At 47.5% G+C, this 15,751-nt stretch carries 16 protein-coding genes; 3 read left to right on the top strand and 13 right to left on the bottom strand.

The window, feature by feature from the left end; all coding sequences use genetic code 11:
• Positions 1-38: 38 nt before the first annotated feature.
• The 4 genes from ACN0TT_RS19870 to ACN0TT_RS19885 all read right to left on the bottom strand — a co-directional run bounded on the left by ACN0TT_RS19870 (position 39) and on the right by ACN0TT_RS19885 (position 5,431).
• A complete protein-coding gene (locus ACN0TT_RS19870; protein WP_417763860.1) occupies positions 39-743 on the bottom strand; it encodes a Bro-N domain-containing protein in 705 nt (234 codons plus the stop codon).
• Between the two features lie 273 nt (positions 744-1,016).
• Positions 1,017-1,292 (bottom strand): hypothetical protein, encoded by a 276-nt coding sequence (locus ACN0TT_RS19875; protein WP_417763861.1) that lies wholly within the window; start codon positions 1,290-1,292, stop codon positions 1,017-1,019.
• Between the two features lie 341 nt (positions 1,293-1,633).
• The gene (locus ACN0TT_RS19880) at positions 1,634-3,232 is read right to left on the bottom strand and encodes a mechanosensitive ion channel domain-containing protein (protein ID WP_417763862.1); all 1,599 of its coding nucleotides are present in this window, start codon (positions 3,230-3,232) and stop codon (positions 1,634-1,636) included.
• 207 nt (positions 3,233-3,439) lie between these two features.
• A complete protein-coding gene (locus ACN0TT_RS19885) occupies positions 3,440-5,431 on the bottom strand; it encodes a peptidase U32 family protein (protein WP_417763863.1) in 1,992 nt (663 codons plus the stop codon).
• 308 nt (positions 5,432-5,739) lie between these two features.
• Here ACN0TT_RS19885 and ACN0TT_RS19890 point away from each other — a divergent pair, with 308 nt between their 5' ends.
• Positions 5,740-7,989 (top strand): hypothetical protein, encoded by a 2,250-nt coding sequence (locus ACN0TT_RS19890; RefSeq protein ID WP_417763864.1) that lies wholly within the window; start codon positions 5,740-5,742, stop codon positions 7,987-7,989.
• 238 nt (positions 7,990-8,227) lie between these two features.
• Here ACN0TT_RS19890 and ACN0TT_RS19895 read toward each other — a convergent pair whose 3' ends face one another.
• Genes ACN0TT_RS19895 through ACN0TT_RS19905 form a run of 3 tightly spaced genes read right to left on the bottom strand, consistent with a single transcriptional unit; the run spans position 8,228 to position 9,172 of the window.
• On the bottom strand, positions 8,228-8,590 hold the full coding sequence (locus tag ACN0TT_RS19895; protein ID WP_417763865.1) for a hypothetical protein: 363 nt from the start codon (positions 8,588-8,590) through the stop codon (positions 8,228-8,230).
• Between the two features lie 36 nt (positions 8,591-8,626).
• Entirely contained in the window at positions 8,627-8,902 is a 276-nt protein-coding gene (locus ACN0TT_RS19900; RefSeq protein WP_417763866.1) for a hypothetical protein, read from the bottom strand.
• Between the two features lie 21 nt (positions 8,903-8,923).
• The gene (locus ACN0TT_RS19905) at positions 8,924-9,172 is read right to left on the bottom strand and encodes a hypothetical protein (protein ID WP_417763867.1); all 249 of its coding nucleotides are present in this window, start codon (positions 9,170-9,172) and stop codon (positions 8,924-8,926) included.
• 523 nt (positions 9,173-9,695) lie between these two features.
• Between ACN0TT_RS19905 and ACN0TT_RS19910 the strand changes: the two genes are divergently transcribed.
• Positions 9,696-11,915 (top strand): hypothetical protein, encoded by a 2,220-nt coding sequence (locus tag ACN0TT_RS19910; RefSeq protein WP_417763868.1) that lies wholly within the window; start codon positions 9,696-9,698, stop codon positions 11,913-11,915.
• Positions 11,916-12,074: 159 nt separating this feature from the next.
• Positions 12,075-12,509: a DUF3859 domain-containing protein gene (locus ACN0TT_RS19915; protein ID WP_417763869.1), complete on the top strand. Its 435-nt coding sequence runs from the start codon at positions 12,075-12,077 to the stop codon at positions 12,507-12,509.
• A gap of 179 nt (positions 12,510-12,688) precedes the next feature.
• Here ACN0TT_RS19915 and ACN0TT_RS19920 read toward each other — a convergent pair whose 3' ends face one another.
• The 6 genes from ACN0TT_RS19920 to ACN0TT_RS19945 form a co-directional block, all read right to left on the bottom strand.
• Positions 12,689-12,943 (bottom strand): hypothetical protein, encoded by a 255-nt coding sequence (locus tag ACN0TT_RS19920; protein ID WP_417763870.1) that lies wholly within the window; start codon positions 12,941-12,943, stop codon positions 12,689-12,691.
• Positions 12,944-12,991: 48 nt separating this feature from the next.
• Entirely contained in the window at positions 12,992-13,234 is a 243-nt protein-coding gene (locus tag ACN0TT_RS19925) for a hypothetical protein (protein ID WP_417763871.1), read from the bottom strand.
• 409 nt (positions 13,235-13,643) lie between these two features.
• Positions 13,644-14,099, bottom strand: a complete 456-nt coding sequence (locus ACN0TT_RS19930; protein WP_417763872.1) for a hypothetical protein — start codon at positions 14,097-14,099, stop codon at positions 13,644-13,646.
• A 185-nt stretch (positions 14,100-14,284) separates the two neighbouring features.
• Positions 14,285-14,515 (bottom strand): hypothetical protein, encoded by a 231-nt coding sequence (locus ACN0TT_RS19935; protein ID WP_417763873.1) that lies wholly within the window; start codon positions 14,513-14,515, stop codon positions 14,285-14,287.
• Positions 14,516-14,633: 118 nt separating this feature from the next.
• Positions 14,634-15,083 (bottom strand): hypothetical protein, encoded by a 450-nt coding sequence (locus tag ACN0TT_RS19940; RefSeq protein WP_417763874.1) that lies wholly within the window; start codon positions 15,081-15,083, stop codon positions 14,634-14,636.
• Positions 15,084-15,214: 131 nt separating this feature from the next.
• A complete protein-coding gene (locus ACN0TT_RS19945) occupies positions 15,215-15,652 on the bottom strand; it encodes a hypothetical protein (RefSeq protein ID WP_417763875.1) in 438 nt (145 codons plus the stop codon).
• Positions 15,653-15,751: the final 99 nt, after the last annotated feature.

Below are 15,751 nucleotides of genomic sequence, written 5' to 3' on the forward strand. Positions count from 1 at the left end.
GCGGCGGTAGTTCTAGCTGAGCAGCTCTTAAAAAATGGCTATGCACTGGCGGATTTATGAGGGGATCCTTCAGGGCTTAGGTTGTCACACCAAGCTACTAAAAATTCTTCCTGCTTTCCATCAAGCGGCATATCTAATTCTTCGCAACGTTGACGAACAGTAACGATAAAGGTGTCATTTAATTCTTTGGGTTTTAAAGAATTAACTTCTTCAACAACAGCTCCTAAAGTACTTTTCATAGTTTGTACATCTTGAATAATCTCATCTTGTCTTGCTAAAGCATCTGCAATCATTTGAGAATTTTGCGCAACTACTTGAGCCATTTGAGTGAGAAGCGAGCCTCTAGATTCTGGTGGGGGTGGGTACACGCCATGTTTTGTGATGGAAGGAATTACTTCATGGTAAAGCCATTTTTGGAATCTTTTTCCTGCCATACTTTTATCACCAGACAAGACTCTATAGAGTCCTGGCTGAGTGACAAAAATTTCGGTTTCGCCATCAAACTTTGGAGATGAGGATGGGACAGATATATACTCATCTTCATCTAATACGTTTAGTTGATTTTTGATTAATCCAGCCATGGATTTTAAGGCGTGATTTTCATTTATTTCCCTGTTTTCCTTATTTAAAGTGACTAAAATGTCCTTTAAAGAAATATGAAGTAATCCATTGTGAATTAGTGTTCTGATATCAGAATTTCCACTTTCACCTTCATAGCAAATATTGACCAATTCACTCTTCAACGTCGTATCTCCTTAATGTAATCCATCACTATCAGAGTAACTTGTTTAACAGCTTTGCTCTAATAAAATTATCAGCACTCTTTAGTGCATGATATTTATAAAAAACCACAAACTATAAAGATATTAACACGCTGAAATTTATAGGGAAAATGCGTTAATTGTGGATTTTTAAAGCGGAAGCCAAAGTCACGGCTATACCGCTAGGTATTTCCGATAGCAACTAAGAAATATGGATTCAAGTGCTGCAGAATAACCATGTTACATACATCTCCACTAACTTTTCTTAATGCGCACCACTTTCATATATTCAAAACTCAGGCCAGCGACGACTTCATTTACTGGGTAGTAAGTCATGTTGACTCTGGCTCCTGTTAAGTTTTGATATTGCTGTTTGCGTTTGAATTTAAATGGTGCGTCACAGCCTGCCACTATCAATGAATGCAACACCCATTCGCCTTGCTCGCGCTGGGTGTGTGATACCACTTTCATGGCTTCGGAATGGATCAGTTGCTGATTTTTCTCGACGAGTTTTTTTGGATCGGACTGCATGTTATCTCACTCGGTTTAGCACGTTAGCCGCTAAGTAGCACATGGGCGCAACTTGAGAGCTGCTGAGAAGTGGCCATACTAACATCAAACAAAAGCGACGGTAAAAACCGCCGCTTTTGTGCATAGAACCGAGCAACTATTACCGTGCCGATTTACGCGCTCGCATGTTGAAAAAACCGACCCAGTGCGTGTAATTGTTCAAGGTTAGCAACCTCTGCAACCCTAGGCTCAGGAGTAAAGTTCAGCACTTTGGGTGCGGCAGCGTTAATTGTTGGCAATGCTGCCTTCGATTTACGCTGCGAGAGTGCGGTGGCTATCGCTCGCCCCCGCATGGCTGCCGCTTACTCTTTATAAAAATGCACATCGCGTTGTGGGAACGGAATCGTGATGTTTTCCGCATCAAAGCGCATTTTCACGGCGCGGGTGATGTCCCAATAAACCATCCAATAATCGTCCGGTTGTACCCATGGCCGTACAATGAAGTCGACTGATGACTCGTTGAGCAGATGCAGCCTGACTATAGGTTCTGGATCGTGCAGTACTTTAGGATGTTGCGAGACGATCTCTTGTAGCACTTTCTCCGCTTTTTCAATGTCATCGCTGTAGCCGATGCCGAAGGTCATATCCACGCGGCGATGGCGTTCGGCGGTGATGTTGTTGATGGTGTCACCCCAAATCTTGTTATTGGGCACAATCAAGCGTTGGTTATCGAGCGTCTTAATGGTAGTCGACACTAGGCTCATGTGGCTAACACGGCCAGTCACGCCAGCGGCATTGATCAAGTCCCCCACATCATAGGGGCGATAGACCAAAATCATCATGCCGGAGGCAAAGTTTGACAGGGTGTCTTGCAGGGCGAAGCCGATAATCACACCGGCGATACCAAAGCCTGCCAGCAAAGGGCCAAGCTCAAAGCCAAGTTGCGATAGCGCGATCAGCAAGCCGATGGTCATCACCACTTTGCCTGATAGTCCGCTAAAAAAGTCTTGCAGCAGCATGCTGAAATTGAGTTTTGAATTGCTTACCGCTTTGCGTACTAAGCGTTCGGTCAGTTTAGCCAGCAGGTGGGCGCAGAACAGAATAATCAAAAACACCAACACTTTAACGGCGAGGCTAGGGCCATTTTCCACAATGCTGGCTTCGGCTATATGCAGCCAATTGCCAAACAGTTGTGAAATAAAGCTGACGTTAAACACGTCTTGTGTGATGTTGCCTGATACGGCAAACAAGCTTTGCTTCAGCGCGTTAGTATCCACACCTAAGCTATCAAGCATGGTGATATCGGCACCCAGCGCGGTACTGTTGTTGTTTAGGCGCTCTTTAAGCACGCCTAGCTGGGCGCGTTGTTCGCTGCTGGCATCTTTACCTGCGGCATTAACGTCTTCAACCAATGCCGACATCTGCTGTTGGTTATAGCTCACCAAACTCTGTAGGTGAGTAGCTTGATTTTGCAGTTGTTGTTGCAGTGTTTGTCGCTCACTGCTGGTATCGGCATTTAAGCGGTCAGCCCAGTTAAGCAACTCTAATTGATTACGGTAGAAATCGGTTTTTTCCAGATTGCGACGCGAGAGTGCCAGCATCAACTGCGCGTCATTATCGCTGCCCAGTTGCGCCGAAATACGTGCCATTTCGTTATTGATGTACTGCACAAACGCTTGTAGTTGTTGCTGATGTTTTTGCACGTAAGGCAATAACACCTCAGCATTGGGATTATCCTCTTCTAGTGCTTGCTTGAGGGTATTTCGAAATGCTTGCGCTTGTTGTTTGATACGAAACTCACTCACGGCTTTTAGCTCGCCTTTACTGCTTTTCAGCTCAGTGATGTTTTGTTGTAATCCTTGTTGTAACGTCGCTAATGCTTGCGCTTCGGTGGCGGTATCATCTGCTGCCGCAGGCCAGCCAATGGCAATGGCTAATCCCAGTAAAAGAGCTTTGTACATGGCTATCTCGCTTTGTTTTTGTGGCTTCCTGAGTGTTTGGCATTCGGCAACACTGCTTTAACAGTGAAACTATTAACCGTAACTGCGTGCACCGCAACATATTCTGCTGCAAAAATACGGTTATTTGTGCGTTAAGTCGGCAATAACGGGGCAAGCTGCCATTTCTATAAGACAACGGCAGCGATTCATGGGCATTGTGGGCGCGCATTATAGCCCGGCGTGGTATTGGCCTTCGGTGGTTGGCGTGATCTGCTGGTTCAGTAACACAAGCGCTCGCTCGCGCTGCGTGTCATCCAATAGTGCAGCAAACTGGTTAATCAACTCGGCCTTGCTCAGGCCGCATGCTGTCGCGGTATCAATATCGCTCAGGTCGATAAACAGCTCACTAAACATGTCGGCATGCTCACGCACCAATGACAGATTCATAAAGTGTTCATTACCGTAAATGGCGTTGTGTTGTCCGGCCAGCTTTTGGATGCGGTATGATTCGCCGTGCTCATTGGTGAGCGTGGTGCTTTTATTGCATTTCGGCAAACAACTTTTAGTGATTTTCTGCTTGCGACAGCCCGCCGTTTGTTGGAACAAACATTGGCGGCTGGTGAGCAACGCCCACGGCTGAAACAGCATGTAGGCCAAGCTAAAGTTGGCCGGACGCTTGATGTGCTTCATCTGAAATCCAGCAATCTCGTTCGAGATAAAGGCGCCGCTAGCACCAAACTCCTGTTGCAAACAGGCGAGGCTATAAGAGTTGCTGATGTTCATCATCGGGCCCGCTTGCCAGCTCAGCCCTAACTGCTGCGCCGCAAAACCCACGCCACTGTTATTGGTCACCAAGGTGCGCGGTTTAACGGTGTTTAATAGCGTGATTGCTGCGTGGTAGTTGTCGCCAATTAACACTGCCGGAAACCATGGCAGCAGCTGCGGATGCTGGGCAAATATGGCGAGAGTGGCATCGAGATCGCGCGCGAAAGAGGCAGGCACTAGCCAGTAAAATTGCACGTTTTCAGGCAGTTCGGCGGCGTTACTCAACGCAATATCGGCCGGGTTGGATAACAACACCGACAAGGTGGCCGTGTTATGGCTGCCATGGTCACGCAGTTTGGACAGCTGCACATCGGCAATCTTATGTGGTGTTGGCGCGACTACCGGCTCAGTTAACAGCTGAGCAACGGCCGCATCAACTTGGCCCATAATCGCGGTGTTTTCATCGTACACTTGCACTTTGATGCGTTGCCTATCGCGGTCGTTGGTGACTTGGGCAAGGTTGGCAAAGTGCTCGGCGGCGTGGTTGCGCGGGTTATCAATAAACATCTGGCGATGGATATTGCCGCTCAAGTAGCCATCGGAAAAATCGCGGTTAAATACCTTGTACAACACGGTTGTGTCAGTCAGCAACTGGCCGCGTTGCTCATAACTATTCAACTGCTGTCGCCACTGTTGCACCACGGTATAGACGTAGTGCGGCTTCTTGATACGACCTTCCACTTTGAGTGAATACACGCCCGCATCGGCGAGTATCGGCAGATCCAAATAAGCCGAGTTGTCTTTCATATTGAGCGGGTGTTTTACGCCAACGGCGGTAGCTTGGTAAGTATCACGGCACGGTTGGCTGCAACGGCCACGGTTGCCCGAAGCGCCATTACGCAGCGAACTCATATAACACAGGCCAGAAAAGCCAATGCAGTAGGAGCCATGCACGAACACTTCCATTTTGACATCGTGCTGTAGGCCAAATTGTGCCAGCGGTTTAATCTCATCAATGCTTAATTCGCGTGACAGATTCACGCGGCTGCAACCGAGTTGTTTCAGCAGTTGGATTTGACCGCAGTTATGGCTGTTAAGCTGGGTAGAACCGTGCAGATCCAGCATCGGATAATACTGCTTCAGCAAGTAGGCGAGGCCGAGGTCTTGAATGATCACCCCATCAATCTCAATCCGCATCAGTTGGTTGAGCAGTTTCACCACCGCATTAAGCTCGCTTTCCAACAGCATAATATTGAGCGTGACAAAGATTTTGCACTGGTGCTGATGTGCCAACGGTAGTACCGCTTTGAGTTGCCCAAGCGTGAGGTTTTCGGCGCGATTACGGGCGTTAAATCGGCCTAAACCGCAATAGATAGCATCGGCGCCCGCAGCAATGGCGGCATGGATGGAGGCGAGATCACCGCCCGGAGCTAACAACTCAAACTGACTGGTCACAAGGTTAATCACTACTACTTAAACTCATGCTAATTTTAAAGGCTTTTTTGAGTGCTTACGGCGATCCATCCCACGTTCGTGGCAATTGCTTTGGGTGGCTTATTTGGCATCCGCACCCCGTAGCCAGAGTGTGATATTGGTGTCACCACCGTGTGTGCGATGTGCTGACAAACTGTGTATACTCCGCAAGCAATTTATTGTTTTAGTTTGATATTCGCAGGTCATTTGTCAGCAACATGGCCTCTCTACGCCGAGTCAGCGCATATGGAATGGCTCATCAATTCATGTTGATAAAAAGGATGCTGTAAATGAGACAGCTTATTGTCGTCGCTGCCTTATCGCTATGTTCGTTCATGTCTTACGCTGGCCAAATTATCCACGGGCCACTCAATCTCCCCGCTGATGAAGATGAGCCACAAACGCTCAGTTTTGAGCAAAGTGACGATGCGGTAGTAGCGTTGGTGGAGAGCGAATACACAGGTAAACAAACGCTTGATAGCTTTAGCAAAGATACCGAAATCGTCGCGGTTTTTTACCAAGACCTTGATGGCGATGCGCAGCGCGAAGTGATCGTGATGCAAAAAAACAGCGCGGGACAGCGGCTAACTGCTTATGGCGTCAATGACATGAACTGGCGGCCGTTAACGCGAGCACAAGCGAAGTTAGACACATTGTCCGCTGAACTCACACCGTTCACCGTGGCCGCTACCCGTAAAGGGTTACAAGCATGGCCGCTGGAAAACTTCCTCGTACATTACAGCACCAGCAATATCACCGACCCACTGTTAGAGCAGTTGATGAACGGTGAATACCCCCAGGCTGGCAAGTTTTTAGGCTATCGCGATGCCAACGGTCAGCCAGTGACAGGCCGCGCTAGTGCTGAATTCTACTATGTGCAATATCCCGACAGTATTACCGATACGGTGGCCGGGCAAAGCAAAACGTTTTATCTCACGCAAGAGTATTCCCGCGCCGCCTATAACATGCACAACGATGGCAGCGGCTTTATTGTCAGTGCTGTGGGCTATATGGCGGCCGATGATCTCGGTCAGTACGCGGGTGAATCGGTGCAATATGCCCCAAGTCATGATGGCTGGGTTGAGTTAGCCGAGGTCAGCCATTATCAGCACGATCAACTTGATGGTGATTATCAACAGTTCTTTGAGCGCAGTGGGCAATTGGCGCTGCATGGCAGTTATGTAGCGGGTGTTCGCCAAGGGCAATGGACTGAACTCGATGAAACGGGCGATTATTGGCAAGGCGATTACCAACAAGGTAAAAAGCAGGGCAAATGGCTACAGTTCGGCTTTGATGATCAGCAAGTCGGCTTTGCTCACTATGAGCAGGGCACGCTCAATGGTGACTATGAAGAGACGCAACCGGATTATCACCAAGATGATCATTCAGCGCGGGTATTATATGCCAAAGGTCGCTATGACATGGGCGTCAAGCAAGGTGACTGGATTGAGCGTAATGGCAAAGGGCCCTATGTGGATGGCAAACGTGAGGGAACATGGCGGATTGAGCATCCCGCTCAAGCGCAATACGTGCTAGAGCATTTTCATCAAGGCAAACGCCATGGTGCTAGCCAAACGTTTGATAAAGCGGGGGGACTCATTAGCGAATATCAGTTCGAAAATGGTGAACGTAATGGGCTAGGGCGCGAGTTTTACCCTAACGGCAACCTTAAGCAGCAGGTGCACTATCGTGATAATCTGAAACAAGGTAATTTCCTGTCGTTTTATGAAAATGGTCAGCCACGCTGGATTACACCGTATGTCATTACCGAGCAAGATGGTAAACAAGTTGCGTTGAAACAGGGCACTGCCATCAGCTTTGATGAGCAAGGCCAGCTTGAGCATGTACAAGGCTACAAGCAGGATAAGCGCTGGGGCATGCGTTATGAGTTCCACTCAAAAACCGGCAAGCTAAAATCGTTTTACCATCCTAACAGTGAGCAAGAAGGCATTGGCGGTCGCCTAAATGACGCTGGCGTGCTCACCTATTTTTATCACTCATGGAACGGCCGCAATGTTGACGCAAGCTATCAGTTTTACCCCACAGGTGCGTTGAAAGAGGTCGAACCTTGGTGTCAGCAAATTGAGCAAACATGGCAAGGCAAACCTTATGCTTACCCGCCAGGAAATTTCCGCTGCGGTATTCGTCGTAGTTTTTACGAGGATGGCAACGTTAAGTGCATGCGCGACTATGTCGAAGGGCAAGAGCAGGGGGTTCAATGCTACAGTGCCAGCGGTGAACTACGTGAGAGCCAAGAGCTGACGGCGGCAGATCGTGCCGTGAAGCGTAGCTATTACTCATCTGGTGCATTGAAGGAAGAGAGACCGCTCATTGCCAATTACTCCACGACAATTAAGGGTAAACAGGTGTATGGCTTTGCCTCTCAACGCCGCGATGGCGTGGTGATTCAGTACAGTCGCTTTACCGGCAAACCTACTTATAAATATCTGTTTAAAAACGGCAAAATGATTTGTAGTCAAAAGCTGAATCTGCTCGGTGAACCATCGGCTGAGAGTGCTAACTGCAAGATTGATGAGTAGTTGCGCGGCATCATTGCTGCAAATAATAGGTCACCTAGGTGGCCTATTATCATTTTAGCGGCGGCTTATCAGTGGGGATGACGTTGATTAATAGCGTCTAGCTGTGCTTGGCAATCTGCTGTGGCTTAGGCGTTGATCAGTTCGGCGCATCTGTCAGCGATTTCATATCGCGCAACCCTACGGCCGAATCCTCAGGTGTACTTGTGCGACTATACATAGAGACCCCAGCATGTAGCCTCTATTGGCTGTTGTCCGCGTTATTTTGCTTGCGCTGTTTTATCGCATCAGCAAGGGCTTGTGCCTGTTTCAGGCAGTCTTGCTGCTTGGTGCTTTTGAGTTTGGCACAGCCATCTGGTAGCGCTGCGGTTGTCGGTGCTTTGGGGCCATATATGGCTTTGTTGATCTCGGGGCTATAAACCTCTTCGGCAACCGCTTTGTTTATTGCATATTCTGCCACTGAATAAAGGCAGTCAGCATTGTGGCAAGGCTGTGCTTGGCTCTGGACACAACCACTTAGCGTGCCAATGAGCGTTAGCCCCAGACCTAATAACAGTATTCTGCTGCTAAGCGGACGGCCGCCTGATGGTAATGGATAAGACATTTTGGTTCCCTTAAAAATGCGGTTACTGCCAACCCGTTACAGCTGTTTACGGCGATTATCGATCGACTCACTCAACGCTTTGGCCTGCGTCATGCACTCTTGCTGCTTGGTGCCGGTCAACTTGGCACAACCTTCTGCGTTGCTTGAGTGCGAGTCGTCGGTTAAGACATCGATTACCCCAGCTGCGGTAGTAAAGGCGGCGCAAGCGGGGCCGGAACTACATGGTGCATTGGTATATTGACTACTACACGCACTTAACATCGTTAGCATGAACAGGGCGAATGAACAACGTTGCATACTACAGTGCGTCACTTACTGGCTCCCAATCGTTAATTACTGTGATTGATGTTGCTTGATGGCGTCGGTAAGAATCGCCGCTTGGCTTTTACATTTGCTTCTTGCTTTCGTGTCGTGCACTTCATCGCAATTAGCGGGAGCAGGAAACTGCCGGGTATAGCCGCCTTCATATACGATGTTATCGTCAGTACAGCCACCTGGTGGGCAGGGCTCAATACTCGGGCTATTGGTCATACAAGCGTTGAGTAAGGCGCAGCTGAATAGCGCCAAGGGTAGGTACTTCATTTGATATTCCTTCATCAAATCTGACAATTACGGTCATCCGCTGGTTAAGCGTTATGACTCAAACCCCTAAGACAAGTTCACACGGTTAATCAAAAAGTTGTTCTTGATTAACCCACCTCAACTTGCGCAAGTACAACGCCTGCTGGAAAATTGTTTTTGACATTTTATGACAATTATCCGTATTACCTTGCAGGCTAAACTGATAAAGTACTGGCTGTTTTTCGCCAGCGAATGGCAGAGTTGTTAGGGGCTGTTTATCTTTGCTGGTTGTTTTTGCAGTAGACAGAGCGTGATTTAGTCAAGGCAGGTGATGTGCCGTATTCTCCACAAATATCACCTAACGCTGAATAAATTGCGCCATGTCACTGCCCGAAGGGTTCATTTAAACGCCTCCTGAACTTTGTAGTCTCCAGTTTGCTTAGTTGACTAAGCGTCATTGGCTGCGCCTTGAGCATAATGCGTTTAATTTGAACAAAAATTAAACACTAAGGATAAACTGCCCCGAGTACAAGGATGATATTGCATGAGCAGTAAAGCGACTCATTTTTTGTTTAAATTTATGTTTTTTTCGGCCGTTACCTGTCAAGTCTGGGCAGGCGAATTAGTCCACGGCCCCCTCGAATTACCCGACCACAACAATCAGTTGGGCTTCTATCAACAAAGCGATAAATTAGCGGCTTACCTCAACGGCGAGCAAGGCCAACCACTCGACAGCTATGCCAACGGCACTGACGTGGTGGCAGTGTTCTATCAAGATCTCGACGGTGATCAGCAGCGCGAAGTGATCGTTATGTTGCATGACAGCAACGGCGATCATTTACGTGCCTATGGCTTGAATGAAATGGAGGGTTGGATGCCGTTGCCGCGAGTGCAAACGCAGCTTGATCGCCTCGTTCCCACACTATCAGCCTTTACCGTAGTTAACGTGCGCAAGGCGCTGCAGCAACTGCCACCGCAAAGTTATGTACAGCAGTACGAGCAACCGCAGTTGGACGATGCCAACATCAAAGCCCTGTTAGACGGCACCCTCGGCGTTGCCCCAAAAGCGATTCAATATTTTACCGATAAAGATAAACCCACTGATAAGGTGGCACTCGCAGCACGATATCAACTGCGCTATCCCATTCATGCTCCGCAGCAAAAGGGGCAAGCTGAGGCGAGCCAAGTAAACAGTGATTATGAGTTAGTCGCCACCTTTGAGCGTCCCTATTGGGGCGAAAAATCAACGGCGAGTTTTGAGCTAGCAGAGGTGGGCTATCAAAACGCTCAAGGTGAGTACCATGGCGCAGTTTTTGGCTACATGGCGTCCTCGCCTACCCAGATGGTGATTGTGCTGCAGGCCAATTATCAACAGGGCAAACTGCACGGCCATTACATGGAACTATCACCACGCCACGGCGCTATTGAGGTGGCCGGTGACTACCAACATGGACAACGCGTTGGTCAATGGACGGAAAGCTTTGCCGACGATCGCTACTGGCAAGGCGAGTACCAGCATGGTCAACGTCAAGGCAAATGGCTGCTGTATTCCTTTTTTACCGATGAACCGGTCGGCGAGGCTAACTACCAACAAGGCCAGTTAGCAGGCAATTATGAAATTTGGCAAATCACGGCGTCTGAGCCAGACGCCAGCGGCAAAGTGCCCAAACGGTTAGAGCAAAAAGGCCAGTATGTTCAAGGTAAACAGCAGGGCGAATGGCTGAATCGCTTCGGCGATGGCACGGAAAAACTGCACTACCAAAATGGCTTACGCCAAGGTGAACGCTTGCTAACCGCTGATAATGGCACCGTACTTGAGCGGGAAAATTATGTTGATGATTTGCTTGACGGTGAAGCCAGCTACTACCGTCAAGATGGTAATCTCAAAGCGGTTAAACACTTTAGCCATGGGCAGCTATCCGGCAGCGAACTGAGCTTTAATAAATATGGCAAGTTGTACCGTGAACGTCACTATCGGGCGTTTAAAGATGGCACTGGCACTTGGGTAAGTGAGCAACATGGCTTAAGTGTTAACTATGACGATGAGCGTCTGCTCAAGGTAGAGCAGTACCAACATGGTGAACCTGTGGGGCTGCAACTGACCTTTGATGAACACAGCGGCCAGTTAAAAGAGTTGCACAATATGCAACTCAATGACGGTCGTACTGGCGTAGAAATGCACGGGCGACAGATCTGGTTTAAACCGCGCGCACCCTATGGTTTGGCCACAGTGGCCGATTATCAACACGGTCAAAAAGCGGGGATGGCATATCACTTTGCCGACGATAAACACATCGACGAAATCACCCAATATTGTACTGCTGCTGATGGCGAACAATGCCGTGCTGGAGCACGTTTTGGCTGGCGTTACACCTATTTTGCTAATGGCATGAGTCAATGTACTGAACACTACACCTCGTCAGGGTTAGAGGAATACAGCTGCGTCCGCAGTGATGGCAAATTGGATAAAAGCCGCCAGTTGCTGAATGGCAACCAAGTGATTGACCGCGACTATCGTAATGGCATTGTCAGCCGTGAAACGGTGTCGCAAGCGCAAGAAAGTAAAACCGTGAATGGCAAGCAAGTGCCTGATCTCAGTCGGCTGAAAAAAGAGGGCATTTCGAGCCAGTTTTACCCCGACGGTAAACCGCATTGGCAGATTTTATATCGCGCTGGTAACCAAGTGTGTGGCAAAGAGTTTGATCAACAAGGTCAACAAACTGCCGCTACCGCCAGTTGTCAATTTCCGCTGATGCTGCGCTAGCCTTGGCTTCATTGAGTGGCAGCAATGCATTGCTCTCGGTGAAGTAGGCGCTGGGCTGAAGTTTATCGGGCGGCATGCTACACTGTGCCGCCTTTTTTATGGCGCAATTGGAGGCAATCGTCCTCAGTCATAAACCGCAGCAATAGAGAGAAAACGCCAGTGTCGAAACTCAAACCTGACGTGACCGTATTACAGTCCGGCATCTTTAGCAAATGGGATGAGGACAGCAAAGACCTGCCTAAATTTCTACAAGCAACCGTGCATATTCCTGCCGAGTTAGACATTGAATTTGGTTTTGTTGCCCGCATTCGTAAAGCCAAAAACCAACTGATGCGTTACTGCATCTACCACCCCGATATTACCGACGCTGACGGTGAAGTGATGGCGCCGTTTGATGGTGAAGTGTACGTTGAGTCTAACGATTGGAAGTTTTTTCTCGGCGACACCATTTGGGCGCCGCTGGAAAACAAAGTCGGCCGCTGGCGTATGACCTTAGAAATTCGTGGCCAAGTTGTGGCCGAGCAGAGTTTTAAAGTGCACTACCGTGATGAGGAAGAGCAGATCGGTAACTTTTGGAAACGCAGAGGGTTTTAGGGGGCGGAGCGCAACTTGTTGTTGCGCTTGAAGAGGCGTTGAAAGCTATATTCATGAGCTTAGTAGTGATTGGCTCATCACCTATCTACTGTGTGCCCAACTCATTTAGTGAAGGAACAGCAGGCCTATCATCAAATGGCTTTCAGTGATTGCAACGAATCAGCCAAACATCTGCGGACTTAACCTCGCCAACAACCAAATAAAATTTCCCACAGTTCAATCAGCCATTGGGTCAGCTCGCTTTCGTTTTCAAACTCATCACCCGTGAGGGTTTCATATTCCGCAACAGAGATGCTGCCAGTGTTGATTGCGTTGGCAAGTTGCTGCTTAAAAAGCGCTAATTCCGCTGGGTTGATACGTGGAATTTCATTAACGAGTTCCATGGCATTTACGTCACAGTAAGTCGATAGACTGCGTTTGAGTGGCTGTTGCATGGCGTTACCTTGGTATAGCTGCGTTGACCTGAGTGCGGTTTGCTGCTGTTACGGCTTCGAATGCGTTTTAAATTTACAGGCGAGACACTCATTGCCGTCGATATACTCCGCAAACCAATAATGGTTGTCGTTCAATTCGCGGTAGCTGGCACCATCGTATGCGCGCGAGAATTTGTACGCCAAAATGATAAGTTTTTCGCATTGCGGCAGCCATTGAGTATTCTCGGCTATCTCATTGTTATGGCCCAGCTCTGCGGCGAGAATCTCATTCAATACGGCACTTTTGAACATGTTATTTATCCTCATAGGAAGCTGGTGTTACCGCAGCGAAACACAATCGATTGGCAATGCGGGATAGTGCAAGCTTATACGCCATTTTCCACTAAATACCTTTCTACATCAGCGATATATGCTGATACTCTCGGGTAGTAATTTTCAGCCCCCGACAAATTAGGGTATTCATCCATAAACCGCTTTATACGTTCAATAAAAATGGGAATGGGCTGTAGATGCTGAGAGTTTAGGCAGCAAATTGTGTGGTTGACGCTACACACCAATGGATACACTGGCGAGTCTCGTCGGTAGGCAAACTTCGGCAAAACTTCATCAGAATTTAAAGCAATTTGCTGAATATTGAGTTGTTGTCGCAATTCCATAGCGTTTAGGTCGTCCTAGTTCAGATTATCAGTGCACCGAGAATTTACTCGCGTTCGAATTCATCATAAAACGGCTGGCGCCATTCAAGATAATCAGAATTACCAAACCGATTTTTACCCATTCGGCAGCAATAGTACGCCGTTAATGCAATTTCAAACGGACCTTCATGGGAAAAGTAATCAGCGATTTCTAGCTCGGATCGGCATTCACGGCACAATGCATAAAACTGATAAGCCAGTTGGTTGGCAGCATCTGCGCTGAGGTTAAAGATTGTTTCGAGCTTAGTAATGCAATGAGCGAGCGTTGACTCTATACGGAGTTCTGGCAACGGTAGCGCGGTTGATTGTTGCTTGTATTCATCGCTTAATTCATCCCGCACAACTGAGTATAAATACGTGGATATCTTGCTATAAACCGTGGTCGTTACGACAATGTCGCCAGCGGCTTCAAGGTCGATGATGGCTTGATCAAATGCCTTGAGTAAATTTTCTTTGTTCATAATCTAAGGTCGATATAAATATCATGCGTCACTTACTTGCTTCGGAATGTACAAGCAGCGCAGTGGGTTAGTAGATTTAATCTAAAATAATACTGATTAACTCTTGCTTGCCATCCATATGCTGACCCAACAACGCTAGAGTATCTCCAGAGGTTTTTTCTAATGAATTTTGGGCTACATTGGCGTCACAGCCGGATCACGCAGCCATCAAGTTCAATGACTGTGTCGCCTTTTTTCAAACCAGCCTTCTCTGCAAACGAGTTTTCATAAACGTTTAATATACTGATTTTTTTAATTTCTGGACTGAAAAAGCCAGAAACGGAGACATCAGCATCAAAACCTAGTAGGTCATCAGCAGCGCCACAAGCCGTTGAGATGACGATGAGGCTAGCAAATAGGAAAGACAACGTTCTCATTTTTATAAAATTCCCTTTAAATAAAACAAGTTATTTTCATTTTTCAGCAAAAAAGCATGACATTAAAATCTGCAAATATAACAACACTTCCAACTAGAACATGTGATTAATGAATAAGTTACTCATTTGGAAGGCTAAGAGTGATCATGCGTAATTGCTGGTCTTTGAACTCATAATGCGCAGTGTATGCTCCGTGGTTGGCTTTTATCCATCGCTGAAACCAGGTGCTGTTTGGATCTTCTACTGGTGACTGAGTAAAGGCGATGCCATTGTGTTCAAAAGCCTGCTTAGCCTCTGTAAATGACGTATAAATTGGTACGTCAATTTCGGCTTTATCTATTGGCGTAAATCCTTCTCGTGGCACCATATATAGAAATATTACATCCAATAATTGCGCTTGATTAAAGCGAAACTGAAAGCCATGTTTTGGTGCTGCAGCCCAGTAGTGATCTTCCATGTTTTCATGGGTTTTATCGAAGTCATACACTACGTTGATATCGTATTGCGCAAATATTTCCAGTAGCAGATCATCTTTGAGTTTTTTACCTAGCAGTTGTGCAAAATCCATTGGTATTCCTGTTATCCATTGCTGCTAATGTTGAGGGCGTTGTATAGCTTAGCGAAAAACCGATGCTGATAAGTGAGTGCACGCTGCCAAACTAGCAGTGAGTTTATGCGCGCTTTATCCGCTGAAAGTGGTTAGTCCCAGAAGACGGTATAAAGCGTATAGCCAGCTTGAGGCTTTGGCGACAACTTATGCTCGCCATACGGCCAGCCAGCGCTAACGCCATCGGTCTCCATGGCTTCGAGCCAAGTTTCTACCTCAGACAATGAGGCGGAGGAAATAATATGAATGTTTTCAGCGGCAGGCCATAATTCATCGTCATCGAACGATTCCGGCCACTCATCATGCAGGCCGACATAAACGCCCTGTACATCAGCTCTGGCGGCGATGTCTTGAAAGTGTTTATAGATCAATTTGATAGATGGTCTGCCAAATCCCCAGTTGTTGGGCACGATAGATTCTTCATCGTCATTTTCTGAGAAATACTCGTCTAAAGTCACCACGGGTGGAGCGTCAGAGTCAGCATCAAATAATGTGTTGAGTTTGCCTAATAATTCACTTCTCGTTGTCACTTCACTTTCCTTGTGCTCAAAGTGATCTGATCCAGTAATAGTGGACACTTTGCTAAGCACTATTTTTTAATTCAAAGTTTTCTGGGCTCAAATAACCAA

This window comes from Shewanella sp., from assembly GCF_048265805.1.
Taxonomy (GTDB): domain Bacteria; phylum Pseudomonadota; class Gammaproteobacteria; order Enterobacterales; family Shewanellaceae; genus Shewanella.